Source organism: Aureimonas populi (assembly GCF_017815515.1).
Taxonomy (GTDB): domain Bacteria; phylum Pseudomonadota; class Alphaproteobacteria; order Rhizobiales; family Rhizobiaceae; genus Aureimonas; species Aureimonas populi.
The window spans coordinates 2,604,917-2,618,727 of sequence record NZ_CP072611.1 but is presented as its reverse complement, the minus strand read 5'-3'; the positions used below and the strand labels follow the sequence as shown (position 1 = coordinate 2,618,727).

15 protein-coding genes and 3 tRNA genes are annotated in these 13,811 nt (G+C 63.7%); 1 reads left to right on the top strand and 17 read right to left on the bottom strand.

All coding sequences use genetic code 11. The features are described 5' to 3' along the window. Positions 1 to 62: 62 nt before the first annotated feature. The 12 genes from rplL to J7654_RS12225 form a co-directional block, all read right to left on the bottom strand. On the bottom strand, positions 63 to 440 hold the full coding sequence (gene rplL / locus J7654_RS12280; protein ID WP_209736204.1) for a 50S ribosomal protein L7/L12: 378 nt from the start codon (positions 438 to 440) through the stop codon (positions 63 to 65). A gap of 51 nt (positions 441 to 491) precedes the next feature. Continuing rightward, a complete protein-coding gene (gene rplJ, locus J7654_RS12275) occupies positions 492 to 1,010 on the bottom strand; it encodes a 50S ribosomal protein L10 (protein WP_209736203.1) in 519 nt (172 codons plus the stop codon). Positions 1,011 to 1,374: 364 nt separating this feature from the next. Beyond that, positions 1,375 to 2,076 (bottom strand): 50S ribosomal protein L1, encoded by a 702-nt coding sequence (gene rplA / locus J7654_RS12270; protein WP_209736202.1) that lies wholly within the window; start codon positions 2,074 to 2,076, stop codon positions 1,375 to 1,377. A gap of 4 nt (positions 2,077 to 2,080) precedes the next feature. Next, positions 2,081 to 2,509 (bottom strand): 50S ribosomal protein L11, encoded by a 429-nt coding sequence (rplK, locus tag J7654_RS12265; protein ID WP_209736201.1) that lies wholly within the window; start codon positions 2,507 to 2,509, stop codon positions 2,081 to 2,083. A 126-nt stretch (positions 2,510 to 2,635) separates the two neighbouring features. Next, the gene (nusG, locus tag J7654_RS12260) at positions 2,636 to 3,166 is read right to left on the bottom strand and encodes a transcription termination/antitermination protein NusG (protein WP_209736200.1); all 531 of its coding nucleotides are present in this window, start codon (positions 3,164 to 3,166) and stop codon (positions 2,636 to 2,638) included. Positions 3,167 to 3,189: 23 nt separating this feature from the next. Beyond that, positions 3,190 to 3,387: a preprotein translocase subunit SecE gene (gene secE / locus J7654_RS12255; protein ID WP_209736199.1), complete on the bottom strand. Its 198-nt coding sequence runs from the start codon at positions 3,385 to 3,387 to the stop codon at positions 3,190 to 3,192. A 124-nt stretch (positions 3,388 to 3,511) separates the two neighbouring features. Continuing rightward, positions 3,512 to 3,587, bottom strand: a tRNA-Trp gene (locus J7654_RS12250). 107 nt (positions 3,588 to 3,694) lie between these two features. Beyond that, a complete protein-coding gene (locus J7654_RS12245) occupies positions 3,695 to 4,546 on the bottom strand; it encodes a 3-deoxy-manno-octulosonate cytidylyltransferase (protein WP_209736198.1) in 852 nt (283 codons plus the stop codon). A gap of 5 nt (positions 4,547 to 4,551) precedes the next feature. Beyond that, the gene (locus J7654_RS12240) at positions 4,552 to 5,250 is read right to left on the bottom strand and encodes a glycosyltransferase family protein (RefSeq protein ID WP_209736197.1); all 699 of its coding nucleotides are present in this window, start codon (positions 5,248 to 5,250) and stop codon (positions 4,552 to 4,554) included. Positions 5,251 to 5,379: 129 nt separating this feature from the next. Then, positions 5,380 to 6,555 carry an elongation factor Tu gene (gene tuf / locus J7654_RS12235; protein WP_209736196.1) on the bottom strand — a complete coding sequence of 392 codons (1,176 nt, stop codon included), beginning with the start codon at positions 6,553 to 6,555 and terminating at the stop codon, positions 5,380 to 5,382. A gap of 137 nt (positions 6,556 to 6,692) precedes the next feature. Beyond that, positions 6,693 to 6,766, bottom strand: a tRNA-Gly gene (locus J7654_RS12230). 25 nt (positions 6,767 to 6,791) lie between these two features. Continuing rightward, positions 6,792 to 6,876, bottom strand: a tRNA-Tyr gene (locus tag J7654_RS12225). Positions 6,877 to 7,029: 153 nt separating this feature from the next. Here J7654_RS12225 and J7654_RS12220 point away from each other — a divergent pair. Then, on the top strand, positions 7,030 to 7,869 hold the full coding sequence (locus tag J7654_RS12220; RefSeq protein ID WP_209736195.1) for a TrmH family RNA methyltransferase: 840 nt from the start codon (positions 7,030 to 7,032) through the stop codon (positions 7,867 to 7,869). Here the strand turns inward: J7654_RS12220 and J7654_RS12215 are convergent. The 5 genes from J7654_RS12215 to J7654_RS12195 all read right to left on the bottom strand — a co-directional run bounded on the left by J7654_RS12215 (position 7,866) and on the right by J7654_RS12195 (position 13,725). Next, positions 7,866 to 8,558: an ABC transporter ATP-binding protein gene (locus J7654_RS12215; RefSeq protein ID WP_209736194.1), complete on the bottom strand. Its 693-nt coding sequence runs from the start codon at positions 8,556 to 8,558 to the stop codon at positions 7,866 to 7,868. The genes J7654_RS12220 and J7654_RS12215 overlap by 4 nt on opposite strands. After that, on the bottom strand, positions 8,555 to 9,862 hold the full coding sequence (locus tag J7654_RS12210; protein WP_209736193.1) for a lipoprotein-releasing ABC transporter permease subunit: 1,308 nt from the start codon (positions 9,860 to 9,862) through the stop codon (positions 8,555 to 8,557). The genes J7654_RS12215 and J7654_RS12210 overlap by 4 nt, the downstream gene beginning before the upstream one ends. Then, on the bottom strand, positions 9,859 to 11,181 hold the full coding sequence (proS, locus tag J7654_RS12205) for a proline--tRNA ligase (protein ID WP_209736192.1): 1,323 nt from the start codon (positions 11,179 to 11,181) through the stop codon (positions 9,859 to 9,861). Before proS ends, J7654_RS12210 begins: the two co-directional genes overlap by 4 nt. A gap of 409 nt (positions 11,182 to 11,590) precedes the next feature. After that, positions 11,591 to 11,857 (bottom strand): DUF1467 family protein, encoded by a 267-nt coding sequence (locus tag J7654_RS12200; RefSeq protein ID WP_209740502.1) that lies wholly within the window; start codon positions 11,855 to 11,857, stop codon positions 11,591 to 11,593. Positions 11,858 to 12,102: 245 nt separating this feature from the next. Continuing rightward, positions 12,103 to 13,725 carry a ribonuclease J gene (locus tag J7654_RS12195; protein ID WP_377946331.1) on the bottom strand — a complete coding sequence of 541 codons (1,623 nt, stop codon included), beginning with the start codon at positions 13,723 to 13,725 and terminating at the stop codon, positions 12,103 to 12,105. Positions 13,726 to 13,811 lie beyond the last annotated feature (86 nt).

Here is a 13,811-nt window from a genome sequence, read left to right as displayed (position 1 = left end):
GGCGGAACGGCGTTTTGCCGTCCCGCCCGATTGAAAGTCCTTCGCAAGCGCAGCTAAGGCGCTTACTTGACCTCGACCTTGGCGCCAGCCTTCTCGAGCTGGTCCTTGATCTTGGCGGCCTCGTCCTTGGAGACAGCCTCCTTGACCGGCTTCGGAGCGCCGTCGACAAGGTCCTTGGCTTCCTTGAGGCCCAGGCCCGTGATCGCACGGACTTCCTTGATGACGTTGATCTTCTGCGCGCCGGCATCCGAGAGGATGACGTCGAACTCGGTCTTCTCTTCCTCGGCGGCGGCGGCAGCACCGGCGCCACCAGCGGCGGCAACGGCCACCGGCGCGGCGGCGGAGACGCCCCACTTCTCTTCGAGGAGCTTCGACAGCTCGGCCGCCTCGAGGACGGTCAGGCTCGACAGGTCTTCAACGATCTTGGCGAGATCAGCCATTGTTCACATTCCCTATGGTTCGATTGTTCTGAATGCAGCGAGGAACAAGCCTCACGCCGCCTCGTCCTTCTTGGCATACGCCCCGAAAACGCGCGCGAGCTGCGCCGCCGGCGCGGCCGTGACGGCCGCGATGCGGGTGGCCGGCGTCTGGATCATGCCCAGAAGCTTGCCGCGCAGTTCGTCGAGCGAAGGCAGCGAGGCCAAAGCCTTCACGCCTTCCGCGTCTAGAGCGGTGGCCCCCATCGCCCCGCCCAGGATCACGAGCTTGTCGTTGCCCTTGGCGAAGTCGTTGGCCACCTTCGGCGCCGCGACCGGATCGACCGAGTAGGCGATCAGGGTCTGGCCCTCGAACAGGTTCGAGATGCCTTCGGCGTCGGTGCCTTGAAGAGCGATTTTGGCGAGGCGGTTCTTCGCGACTTTGACGGTGCCACCAGATTCGCGCATCTTGACCCGAAGGTCATTCATCTGCGCGACGGTGAGACCGGCGTAGCGGGCCACCACGATCGCGCCCGAGGCCTTGAAGGTCTCGTTCAGATCCGTGACGAACTCGCGCTTTTCCGCTCTGTCCACTGTCACTCTCCAGTTGAGGCCCTACCCTTGCAGGTGAGGCCCCGGTTGCCGTTTGCCGCATGGAATCCCATGCGACGCTCGAGGATCCTGTCCCCTTGCGCCTGTTTGGCTCCCGAGGGAACCGGCAGACGGCACAAGGCATTCAGAGGTTCGAACCGAAGCGGATACGAATATCCAAGATCGGATCGTCCCCGTCTCATGCAGGCTTTCAACGATTAAGAAGGACGGCGAACCGGCCCTCGCCCACAATCTCGGACAGGCTGGCGAAATCCCTTCGGATCACGCCGAACCGCGGCCGTGAGGCCGCGGAACTTCATTCGGGGAAATATCCCATATGGGAGACGCCCCGTGAGATGTTAAGCCCTCAGGCCTCGGAACGAACCGAGGCGGGGTCGAGCTTGAGGCCGGGCCCCATGGTCGAGGAGACGGCCACGCGCTGGACGTAGTTGCCCTTCGCGCCACTCGGCTTGGCCTTCTGGACAGCCTCGGCGAAGGCCTTGATATTCTCCACCAACGCCTCGGTGCCGAAGCTCGCCTTGCCGACGCCCGCATGCACGATGCCAGCCTTCTCCACGCGGAACTCCACCGCACCGCCCTTCGACGCCTTAACGGCGGCAGTCACGTCAGGCGTGACGGTACCGACGCGCGGATTGGGCATCAGGCCGCGCGGGCCGAGCACCTTGCCGAGACGGCCGACGAGTCCCATCATGTCCGGCGTCGCGATAGCGCGGTCGAAATCGATCGTGCCGCCCTGCACCTGCTCCACCAGATCCTCGGCACCGACGATATCCGCGCCGGCGGCCTTGGCCTCCTCGGCTTTGTCGCCACGAGCGAACACGGCAACGCGAACCGTGCGGCCCGTACCGTTCGGCAGGTTGACCACGCCGCGCACCATCTGGTCCGCATGACGCGGGTCGACGCCCAGATTCATCGCGACTTCGATGGTCTCGTCGAACTTGGCGGTGGAACGCTCCTTCAGCAGACCGATCGCCTCGGACAGATCGTAGAGCTTCTCGCGGTCGATGCCCTCGCGGGCTTTCGCAATGCGCTTGCCAATCTTAGCCATCGGTTCAGCCCACCACTTCCAGGCCCATGGACTTGGCGGAACCTTCCACCATCGCCATCGCCGCTTCCACGTCGTTCGCGTTCAGGTCCTTCATTTTCGCCTCGGCGATTTCACGGACCTGCTGACGGCTCACCGAGCCGGCGCTGACCTTGCCCGGCTCCTTGGAGCCGCTCGTGAGCCCGGCCGCCTTCTTCAGGAAGTAGCTGACCGGAGCCGTCTTCATCACGAAGGTGAAGGACTTGTCCTGATAGTAGGTGATGACGACGGGGACCGGGGATCCCTTCTCCATCTCCTGGCTCTGCGCGTTGAACGCCTTGCAGAACTCCATGATGTTGATGCCGCGCTGACCGAGCGCGGGACCGATCGGCGGCGACGGGGTCGCGGACCCGGCCTTCACCTGCAGCTTGAGCTGCCCTGCGATTTTCTTAGCCATTCAATCCTGCCTTATGACAAGCGCCTCCTGGGAGGCTTTGCAGTCGTGCGGTTCGGCGCCTGACGGCCGGCTTTCGTGCCGCAGCGCCTCCCGCACAATTCGGGGCGAGTGCCTCACCCCTCTCGATCAGACCTTTTCGACCTGACCGAATTCGAGATCCACCGGAGTAGCCCGACCGAAAATCGAGACTTCGACCTTGAGACGCGTGCGCTCCTGATCGACCTCCTGAACAATGCCGTTGAAGGAGGCGAACGGACCATCGGAAACGCGCACCTGCTCGCCGACATCAAAGGAGATCGACGACTTCGGACGCTCGACACCGTCCTGAACCTGAGTCAGGATCTGCGTCGCCTCTGCCTCGGAGATGGGAACCGGACGATTGTCCGGCCCGAGGAACCCGGTCACCTTCGGCGTGTTCTTGATCATCGAGAAGACCTGGTCGGTCAGCTCGGCCTTGACCAATACGTAGCCCGGGAAGAACTTGCGCTCGGCATCGACCTTGCGACCACGACGCACCTCGACGACCTTCTCCGTCGGAACGAGAATCTTCTCGAACTTGTCGGACAGCCCCTTCTGACGGGCCTGCTCCTCGATCGATTCGGCCACCTTCTTCTCGAAATTCGAGTAAGCGTGGACGATGTACCAGCGAGCGGTCATGGAATTAACGATTGCTCCTGCGGTCAGCCGACATTCATCACGAGGCCGACGAGATAGCCCAGCACCTGATCGGCGACGAAAAAGAACGCCGCAGCGAAGACCACCATCACCAGCACCATGATCGTCGAGATCACGGTTTCCTTGCGGCTAGGCCAAGTGACCTTGGAGACCTCGGTGCGGACCTGCTGCAGAAACGTGAAGGGATTTGTCTTCGAGGCCATAGAGCGCCCATGCCATTAGGCGCGTAAAAGCTGCCGACCAGCCCCACGCGCCCCGTGTCTGTTAAACGCTACATACCCGCCCCTCTCGCGATTCACAAGGGGCACGACGCATTTTGAGAGCAAATGGCAGGGGCAACAGGGCTCGAACCTGTGACCTGCGGTTTTGGAGACCGCCGCTCTACCAACTGAGCTATACCCCTAAAGGGCCGACGTTCCGCGACGTTCGTCTGCGAAGGCCGTCCTGACGCGAGGCCGGCAATAATCCGTAGCGGAGCGTTTGGCAAGCGAAGTTTGCCCGCCCCTCCGCTCAGCGGCCTTGGCAGGGCTCGGCTGCGCGCTTTTCCTTCCGCGTTCGCGGCTTGAGCGCGCGCACCCAACCGTCGAAGCGCTGCTGCACGCGCGTGACCTTCATCAAGGCGTCGATGCCCATATGGGCCGATTCCAGACGCTCGGAGAGAACGTCGCCCGCCACAAGAGACACATCCTCGGCCGTCACGCCCGGAAGCCGCCGCGCAATGGCGTCCAGAGCGCCTTCGACGCGGGCCGCTCCCGGGGCTGGCTCCAGCCGCCCAGAGCGAAACAGCAGGCGCAGGACGATCTGCTCGAAGGTCCAATCGTGATCGTAGAACAGCTTCCATTTGGCGCTGCGCCGGGCCGTGAACCCCGCCAGCACGATGCGGCTGCCCATGCAGCGTTCGCTCAGCAGAAGCGCCAAGGCAAAGCCGCTCGTGGGAACGTGGGTCACGGGATAGAACCCCTCCATCGTCCCGGCGAGGTCGACATGCGCGACCTGCACCCCGCCGAACTCACCAGCGGGGCTCAGAACCTCCTGCGGCCCCGCCTTCAGGTTGAGCACGCCCTGGAACCGGGGGCCGCGCAGCAGGCGCAGGACATCGTCCACCTCCCGCCGATAGACGATGTTCGCCCCTGCGGGGCTGGACCGCGCGACGAGCACGGCCTCACCTTCGAAGGGCTTCGACAGGACCTTGTAGACCTTGTTGAAGAAGACAAAGAGCGTGTCACCCGAATAGGCCCCGCGTAGCGCGCCGATATCGATCACGTCGCTGTTGGCGACGAGCACGATGGTTTCATAGCGCTCGAAGAAGGCGACCGCCTCCTCCACGGTCTCCATCCCCTCGAAGGACGTCGGCTCCGCCATAATTCTTATGCCTTCGGCTCGCGCTGCTGCACGTAGAGCACGCGCTCGCGCATCGCGAACCATTCCTCCGCGTAATCGTCGTCGCGATATTCATCGAAATAGGGCCCACCGTCCGTGAAGTGGACGTTCTTGGCCGATTCGTCCCGCTCGTACTCGTTCACCAGCCAGTTCCAGGCAGCCGGCAGCGCGCCGATCTGGCTGTCGTCGTCCAGCCATTTGAACTGGTGGAGCTGAAGGCCCGTCGCGGTATTGACGAAATCCGGCGTCAGCGCACGGCACCGGGTGTTGTTGAAGAGCAGTACGCTCGACCAGTTCTTCTTTTCATACTTGGTCTGCACCTGCCCGAGGAATTTCGTCTCCACCTTCGGCTGGTAGTCGTGCTTCACGCACATGACGGCCTTCGTTTCGTCCCGCAGCGCCCAGAGTTCGGCGATGTCGGCCCGCATCAGCATGTCGCAGTCCATGAAAAGGCTCCATCCCTCGTAGTTCGAAAGATAGGGAACCAGGAAGCGCGAGAACGAGAATTCCGTCGATTGGAGGGCGTTGCGCTCGCGGGTGAACGTCTTCTCCAGATGAGGAAGCACGAGGGGCGAGAGCGTGACCGGCATGGTGGAATGCTCGATGATACTCTGCGCGAGGACGTGGTAGGCCACGACCTCCTTGGAATCGTAGCCGATGAAAACGCGCGCGATGTCTGCGGACACTGCAAATCCCCTTTTCCAAACGCCGGCGTTGTAACCGGTCCGGCCACGGCTCCGCAACAGCGGCCCGGATACGAAAAAGCGGGCCGTAAAGGCCCGCTTCCTCATGCTCGCATGGGCTCTTCGCCCAATTTACTCGACGATGGTCGAGACGATGCCGGCGCCGACGGTGCGGCCGCCCTCACGGATGGCGAAGCGAAGCTTCTCTTCCATCGCGATCGGAACGATCAGCGTCACGTCCATCGTCACGTTGTCGCCCGGCATCACCATCTCGGTGCCCTCGGGAAGCGTCACCACACCCGTCACGTCCGTCGTCCGGAAGTAGAACTGAGGACGGTAGTTCGTGAAGAACGGCGTGTGCCGGCCGCCCTCCTCCTTCGTCAGGATGTACGCCTCGGCCTTGAACTTCGTGTGCGGCTTCACAGAACCCGGCTTGCAAAGAACCTGGCCCCGCTCGACACCCTCGCGGTCCACGCCGCGGATCAGCGCGCCGATATTGTCGCCCGCCTGTCCCTGGTCCAGGAGCTTGCGGAACATCTCAACGCCCGTCACCGTCGTCTTCTTCGAGTCGCGGATCCCCACGATCTCCACTTCCTCGCCGACCTTCACGATCCCGCGCTCCACGCGGCCCGTCACAACCGTGCCGCGGCCGGAGATCGAGAACACGTCCTCGATCGGCATCAGGAACGGCTGGTCGACAGGGCGCTCCGGCGTCGGAATGTAGGCGTCAACCTCTTCCATCAGCTTGCGGACCGCGTCCTCGCCGATCTCCTTGTTGGAGTCCTCCAGAGCCGCAAGCGCAGACCCCTTCACGATCGGAATGTCGTCGCCCGGGAAGTCGTAGCTCGACAGAAGCTCGCGAACCTCCAGCTCCACCAACTCCAGAAGCTCCGGATCGTCGACCTGGTCCACCTTGTTCAAAAACACGACGATCGCAGGAACGCCAACCTGACGCGCCAGAAGAATGTGCTCCCGCGTCTGCGGCATCGGGCCGTCCGCCGCCGAGCAAACCAGGATCGCACCGTCCATCTGCGCCGCGCCCGTGATCATGTTCTTCACGTAGTCCGCGTGCCCCGGGCAGTCCACATGCGCGTAGTGACGGTTCGCCGTCTCATACTCAACATGCGCCGTCGAAATCGTGATCCCCCGCGCCTTCTCCTCAGGCGCCGCGTCAATCTGGTCGTACGCTCGGAACTCCCCGAAGTACTTCGTGATCGCAGCCGTCAATGACGTCTTCCCATGATCAACGTGACCGATCGTCCCAATGTTCACATGCGGCTTGTTGCGCTCGAATTTCGATTTGGCCATGAGAAGTTTTCCTGACGCTTAAGGCTCGAGTCTGAACTCCCGGCGCGACATATAGACTGCCGTTGCCGAACACAAGTGCGCCTCACCACCGCGCGTTATGGGCGGCTCGAGGGATGGAGCTCTTCGGACAGATGCGGTGGAGCGGGTAGCGGGAATCGAACCCGCGTATTCAGCTTGGAAGGCTGCTGCTCTACCATTGAGCTATACCCGCGGCACTCGGGGGCCCCTGCCGGCGATGGTGGAGGGAGTTGGATTTGAACCAACGTAGGCTGAGCCAACGGATTTACAGTCCGTCCCCTTTAACCACTCGGGCATCCCTCCGCATCGACCGCAGGGCCCTGTCGAACCACGAGCATCCCTTCGGGACGCCTTCGGTTCGGGCGGCGTTATGCAGGCGCCTCCCCGCCCTGTCAACCGCCCTCGGCCCTCAGAAGAACGATATCTCGCCGGGCGCTTTTCGGTTAAGGAGGGAGAATGAGCGACACCCCCTCCCATACGCCCAAGGACTCCCACTACGCCCGGCTGCGCCGCGCCCATCGCGAGAAGACGCAGGGCGGGCCGCCTGCGCAGGGTGCCGTGCCGGATGGCTTGCCGGACAACACCGTCCGGCTCTATGGCCTGCATACGGTGCAGGCGGCGTTGCAGAATCCGAAACGCCGCCTGCACCGGCTCTACGCGACAAGAAACGCCCTCGCCCGCCTCGGCGTTGGCGAAGACGGGCTCTCCTGCCCGTTCGAACTCGTCGAGCCCCGCTTCCTCGATCGCGAGTTGGGCGGCGAAGCTGTGCATCAGGGCGTGATGCTGGAAGCGCGACCGCTGCCGCCCGGCCGTCTGTCGGCGCTGGGCACGGCGAATCTCGTTCTGGTGCTGGACCAGGTGACGGACCCGCACAATGTGGGCGCGATCCTGCGCTCGGCAACGGCCTTCGGAGCGGGCGCCGTGGTCACGACCTCACGCCATTCCCCTCAGGAGTCGGGCGTCCTGGCGAAGTCGGCCTCGGGCGCGCTCGAACATGTGCCTTACATCCAGATCGGGAATCTGGCCGAGGGTCTGACGGAACTCGCACAGCGAGGCTACCAGACGATCGGGCTTGATTCGGAAGGGCCCGGTGAACTTGAGCCGAGTTTCTCCGGCGACAAGATAGCTCTCGTCCTGGGCTCGGAGGGCAAGGGCCTGCGCCAGAAGACGCGGGAGACCGTCTCAACGCTGGCGCGCCTGGAGATGCCCGGCGCGATTCGCTCCCTTAACGTCTCGAACGCAGCCGCCGTGGCGCTTTATGCGGCGCGGCGCCATCTCGGGGCCCTCTCCCGTTAGAAGACGTGCGGAACGATCTTGCCATCGCGCAGCGTGATGGCACGGTCCATGCGCCGCGCCAGATCGTGGTTGTGCGTGGCGATCAAGGCCGCCACGCCGGACTGGCGCACCAGCGCGGTCAGGGCGTCGAAGACGTAGCCGGAAGTGGTCGGATCGAGATTGCCCGTCGGCTCGTCGGCCAGAAGCACGAAGGGATTGTTGGCAACCGCGCGGGCGATGGCCACACGCTGCTGCTCGCCCCCCGAAAGCTCGGCGGGACGATGCTCCGCGCGTTTTCCGATTCGCATATAGCCTAAGAGCTCGCGAGCCCGCTCGGCCGCGACCTTATGGGACAGGCCGCGAATCATCTGCGGCAGCATCACGTTCTCCAGCGCCGAGAACTCCGGCAGGAGATGGTGGAACTGGTAGACGAAGCCGATGGCCTGCCGGCGCATCGCGGTGCGCCTGTCATCGCCGAAGGCCCCGCAACTCTCCCCGTTGACGAAGACATCTCCCCCATCAGGCCGCTCCAGCAATCCGGCGATATGCAGCAGGGTCGATTTGCCGGCACCGGAAGGGGCAACCAGCGCGACCAACGCGCCGGCCTCGATTTCCATATCCGCGCCATCGAGAATCGTCAGGCGGTTTTCGCCCTGCTCGTAATGGCGCTCGACCTTTTCGAGCCGCAGGGCGGCTTGCTTGCTTGTCATTCGTAACGCAGCGCCTCGACAGGATCGAGCTTCGAGGCTCTCCAGGACGGAAACAGGGTGGCGATGAAGGAAAGACCCAGCGCCATAGCAACGACGGCCACGACTTCGGACGGATCGATCTCCGCCGGCAGCCGGCTGAGGAAGTAGAATTGCGGATCGAAAATCGTGGTGCCCAGGACCCAGGAGAAGAACTGCCGCAGGTTCTCGATATTGAGGCAGAACACGACCCCGAGCACCAGGCCGGCCAGCGTGCCGGCCACGCCGATGGAGGTGCCGGTGATGAAGAAGACGCGCATGACCGCGCCTTTGGTGGCTCCCATCGTGCGCAGGATGGCAATGTCCCGGCCCTTGTCCTTCACCAGCATGAAGAGGCCGGAAATGATGTTCAGCGCCGCCACCAGGATGATGAGCGTGAGGATGATGAACATCACGTTCCGCTCTACCTGCAGGGCCGAGAAGAAGCCCTCGTTCTGGCGTTGCCAGGTGATCGTGTAGTTCGGCCGCTCGGCCGCCTGCTCGATGGCGCCCTGGAGCGTTTGAACGTTATCGGGGCGGTCGACGAAGATTTCGATGGACTGGGCCTGCCCATCCGAATTGAAGAAGAGCTGGGCTTCCTCGAACGGCATGTACACGTAGGCCGCGTCATACTCGGACAGGCCGATCTCGAAGATCGCCGTCACCTCGTAGGCCTTGACGCGCGGCGCGGCGCCGAAGGGCGTCACGTCGCCTTCCGGCGAGATCAGCGTGATAAGGTCTCCGAGGGACAAGGCGAGAGTCTGTGCGAGCCGGCTGCCGATGGCAACGCCCTCGCCGCCGTCGAACCCTTCGAGTGAACCTAAGACAATGTTGGATGAGACCGGCGTAAGCTGCTGGAGATCCTCACCCCGTACACCCTTGACGAGCGCCCCAGTATTGGCGGCACCGGCTCCGCTTGCAAGCACCTGTCCCTGGACGAGCGGCATCGTGAAGGCGACGCCGGGCACGGACGCGATGCGCTGCGCCACATCGTCGAAATCGGTGAGCGGCCTGTCGATCGGTTGCATCACCACATGGCCGTTGACGCCGAGGATGCGCGTCAGAAGCTCGGCGCGAAAGCCGTTCATCACCGACATGACGATGATCAGCGCGGCGACGCCCAGCATGATGCCGACGAAGGAGAAGCCCGCGATGACCGAAACGCCCGCATCCCGACGCCGAGCGCGCAGGTAGCGCCCGGCGATCATCCATTCGAAACGCGAGAAAGGTCGCGTCGAAGGGGACGCCGTGCCACCGGCCTGCGCGGTCGGCTTCGCGGATGCGTTCATGCCTTGAGCCTGTCGAGGACCTTATCGATGGCCACAGTCTCCCGCTCTCCGCTCGCGCGAAGCTTGATCTCGGCCTCGCCGGCCTTCGCCCCGCGCGGGCCGACGATCAGTTGCACCGGCAGGCCGATCAGGTCCATCGTCGCGAACTTGGCCCCCGCGCGCGTGTCCTGGTCGTCATAGAGCACATCGTGGCCGGCGGCCTGCAACTCGCCATACAGCCGCTCGCAAACCGCGTCGCAGTCCGCGTCTCCTGGCTTCATGTTGACGAGCCCGATATCGAAGGGCGCGACGCCCATCGGCCAGACGATGCCGTTTTCGTCATGGCTCGCCTCGATGATGGCCGCGATGAGGCGAGAGGGGCCGATGCCGTAGGAGCCCATGAAGAGCGGCGTTTCCTTTCCATCCGGGCCTGCGACGGTCGCCCCCATGGGCTCGGAATATTTCGTGCCGAAATGGAAGATGTGGCCGACCTCGATCCCGCGGGCGGCCAGCCGTTCGGTCTCCGGGAGCGCGTTCCATGCGGCCTCGTCGTGCATTTCCTCGGTGGCCGCGTAAGGCGTCGTCCATTGCTCGACAGTCTGCGCGAGAGCCGGCGCATCCTTGAAATCGACGCCCTCGCCCGGCACGGGCATCTCCAGATAGTCGCGGTGGCAGAAGACCTCGCTCTCGCCCGTCGAGGCGAGGATGATGAACTCATGGCTCAGCTTACCGCCGATGGGACCGGTATCGGCGCGCATCGGGATTGCCTGCAGGCCCAGGCGCGCGAAGGTGCGCAGATAGGCCACGAACATCCGATCGTAGGCCGCCTTCGAGGATTCATAGTCAATATCGAATGAGTAGGCGTCCTTCATCAGAAATTCGCGCGAGCGCATGACGCCGAAACGCGGGCGGACCTCGTCACGGAACTTCCACTGGATATGGTAGAGATTGAGGGGCAACTCCTTGTAGGAGCGAATGTAGGAGCGGGCGATATCCGTCACCATCTCCTCGTTCGTCGGGCCGAACAGCATGTCGCGCCCGTGGCGGTCCTCGATCCGCAGCATCTCCTTGCCGTAATCGTCATAACGCCCACTTTCGCGCCAGAGATCGGCCGACTGGATCGTCGGCATCAGGATCTCCACCGCGCCCGCGCGATCCTGCTCCTCGCGAATGACACGGCAGACCTTATCCAGCACGCGCTTGCCGAGCGGGAGCCACGTATAGCTGCCCGCCGCCTGCTGGCGAATCATCCCGGCCCGCAGCATCAGGCGATGCGAGACGATCTCGGCTTCCTTCGGTGTCTCCTTCAGGATGGGCAGGAAATATTGCGAGAGGCGCATGGAGACCCGTATCGACTGGTGAAAGGCTGAATGCGCGGTTCATAGCCGCTCGCCGCGCGAAAGCAAAGCGAGGTTCGTCCACCTCCGCTGCGCCGCAATCCCTTCCCTTTTCCGCAGCGAAAAGAGGCAAACGATGGCGCGGATCGGGGCGACAGGGCCAAAAAAGTGTCAGATTGTCGCAGATTCCTCGTGACAACACGGCAACGGTGTAATAGCGTCATGTCAATAGAAGGAGCGGCTTACGCTCGACATCCAGGTGGTCTAGTCTTGGGAGGACGTGGTTTCCGGCGCGAACTATAATCGCTGCCCTGAACGACAGTTTCGGTGTGGAACCCAGACCCGATGAGCTAAAATGCGAGGCTTTTATGCCTCGCATTTTTTTTGATACTTCGAAGCCCACACCAATGCTTCAGGTGCCAGGAATGATCCTGGGCAAATCATCGAGCCCGAAGCCAAAAATTTGCGTGGAAGCGTAAAAGGCCCCGAAGACGAGGGCCGAGATGAGCGTTGTCAGCAGAGCCTTCCGCCCCAGCGCCGGCGCCGCCGGGGCACTGTGCACAGTGCCCGGAACGATGTCGCCTGTTTCGGCCTGGGACCGCACGCCCATGGGCAGGATGGCGAAGAGCACCGTCCACCAGATGACGAAGTAGATCGCCAGCGCAGAAACGACACCCATGGCCATGCACTCCTCTCCTGGCCCGACCGGCTATCGCGCGCTGATCGACACCTCGCGAGCGCAAAGACGATGGCTCGATGCAACGAAAAGTCAAACGGGCTTTGACGCCGATCCTATCACACACGCCTCGCGAGCGGCAGGAGCCTTCGGTCGCCTGCCCTATACGGTCGCAAAGCTCCGCCGCGTGGCGATCGGAAAGAACAGCCACGCCGGGCACCCTGCGGCCCGGCGTGCGCGTCTCCTCGTCAGTCCTTGCCGCCGGCGCGCGCGACGAACACGGTGATGATCGGCTTCTTGCCCCAGGCGTCCTGCGCCTCGGCGCGCACGGCGCGGCGCACCGCCTCGCGAACGACCTCCGCATCCTTACGCCGCCCACGCGGGATGCTTTCCACCGCGCCCGCAGCCGCATCGACCAAAGCAGGAAGGATTCGCTCGCCTTCGAAATCCTTTTCCGGGACGCCCATGGCGATGACTTCCGGGTCGGCGCGCATTTCGAGCTTCTGCGTCAGTTCGACGAGGACGGAGACCTGCCCCGCATAGGAGAGCTTGCGGCGCTCCCCGATGCGCAGTTCGTTCTCGCCCGCCACGAGGTAGCCGTCCTTGTAGAAGCGGCCGACGGGGACCTCCTGCACGATCTCCGGCTTGCCGGGCGCAAGGCGCACCATCTTGCCGTTGCGCAGCGAGACGACCTGTGAGACGCCCTCCTCCCGAGCCAGCGCCGCATGAGCCATGAGATGGGCCGACTCGCCATGGGCCGGCACCGAGATCTGCGGCCGCACCCAGGAATACATCTGGCGCATCTCGCTGCGGCGCGGGTGGCCCGAAACGTGAACGAGCTGCTCGCCGTCCTCGATCACGCGGATTCCGCGATCGATCAGGCCGTTGCGAATGTCGTTGATCGCCTTCTCGTTGCCGGGAATGGCCCGCGAGGAGAAGATCACCGTGTCATCCCTGGACAAGGCGACGGAAGGGTGCTCGTCTCGCGCCAGCTTGGCCAGTGCCGCGCGGGCCTCTCCCTGGCTGCCGGTCAGCACGATCACCGCCTTTTCGCGCGGCACATAGCCGAAATCCTGCTCGGACAGGAACGGCTCGATGCCTTCCAGATAGCCGAGCTCCTTGGCGACGTCCGTCATGCGCTTCATGGAGCGGCCCATCAGGAGCACCTGGCGGCCGACATCCTGCGCCGCCTGCGCCACGGAGCGGATGCGTCCGACGTTGGAAGAGAAGGTCGTAACCGCCACGCGGCCCTTGGCGTGCCGGATGATCTCGCGCAGCGAAGCATTCACGTCGCGCTCGCTGGGGCTCACGCCCTCGCGCAAGGCATTGGTCGAATCGCAAACCATCGCCAGCACGCCTTCGTCACCGATCTGGCGCAACCGCGCCTCGTCCGTCGGCTGGCCAAGCGCCGGCGTCGCGTCGATCTTCCAGTCGCCGGTATGCACCACGGTGCCCGCTTCGCTGCGGATCGCCAGCGCGACCGGTTCGGGGATGGAGTGTGTGACGTTGATGGCCTCGATCTCGAACGGCCCGACCTTGAACCGGTCGCCGGCCTTGAAAACCGAAAGCGGAATCCTCGGCGCGCCGGGCTCGCTTTCCCGCTTGGCCTCGAGCAGCCCCGCTGTGAAAGGCGTGCACCACACCGGCGCCTTCAGCCGCGGCCACAGGTCTAGCAGCGCGCCGTAATGATCCTCATGCGCGTGGGTGATCACGATGCCCTTCAGCGCCTTGCCGAGGCTTTCCACGAAGGTGATGTCCGGCAGCACAAGATCGATTCCGGGAAATTCCGGCCCGGCGAAGGACACGCCGCAGTCGATTACCACCCACTCGCGCCGCTCCTTGGGGCCGAAGCCGTAGAGCGCGAGGTTCATGCCAATTTCTCCGATGCCGCCAAGCGGCACGAAAACCAGTTCGTTCAATATCTTGTTCGCTTTTGCTATGAGGCCGATTCATCTCG

Coding starts and splice junctions, on each gene's coding strand:
- rplL (WP_209736204.1), bottom strand. CDS start 440: ATGGCTGATCTCGCCAAGATCGTTGAAGACCTGTCGAGCCTGACCGTC.
- rplA (WP_209736202.1), bottom strand. CDS start 2,076: ATGGCTAAGATTGGCAAGCGCATTGCGAAAGCCCGCGAGGGCATCGAC.
- rplK (WP_209736201.1), bottom strand. CDS start 2,509: ATGGCTAAGAAAATCGCAGGGCAGCTCAAGCTGCAGGTGAAGGCCGGG.
- nusG (WP_209736200.1), bottom strand. CDS start 3,166: ATGACCGCTCGCTGGTACATCGTCCACGCTTACTCGAATTTCGAGAAG.
- secE (WP_209736199.1), bottom strand. CDS start 3,387: ATGGCCTCGAAGACAAATCCCTTCACGTTTCTGCAGCAGGTCCGCACC.
- J7654_RS12245 (WP_209736198.1), bottom strand. CDS start 4,546: ATGGCGGAGCCGACGTCCTTCGAGGGGATGGAGACCGTGGAGGAGGCG.
- tuf (WP_209736196.1), bottom strand. CDS start 6,555: ATGGCCAAATCGAAATTCGAGCGCAACAAGCCGCATGTGAACATTGGG.
- J7654_RS12220 (WP_209736195.1), top strand. CDS start 7,030: ATGAGCGACACCCCCTCCCATACGCCCAAGGACTCCCACTACGCCCGG.
- J7654_RS12215 (WP_209736194.1), bottom strand. CDS start 8,558: ATGACAAGCAAGCAAGCCGCCCTGCGGCTCGAAAAGGTCGAGCGCCAT.
- J7654_RS12210 (WP_209736193.1), bottom strand. CDS start 9,862: ATGAACGCATCCGCGAAGCCGACCGCGCAGGCCGGTGGCACGGCGTCC.
- proS (WP_209736192.1), bottom strand. CDS start 11,181: ATGCGCCTCTCGCAATATTTCCTGCCCATCCTGAAGGAGACACCGAAG.
- J7654_RS12200 (WP_209740502.1), bottom strand. CDS start 11,857: ATGGGTGTCGTTTCTGCGCTGGCGATCTACTTCGTCATCTGGTGGACG.
- J7654_RS12195 (WP_377946331.1), bottom strand. CDS start 13,725: ATGAACCTCGCGCTCTACGGCTTCGGCCCCAAGGAGCGGCGCGAGTGG.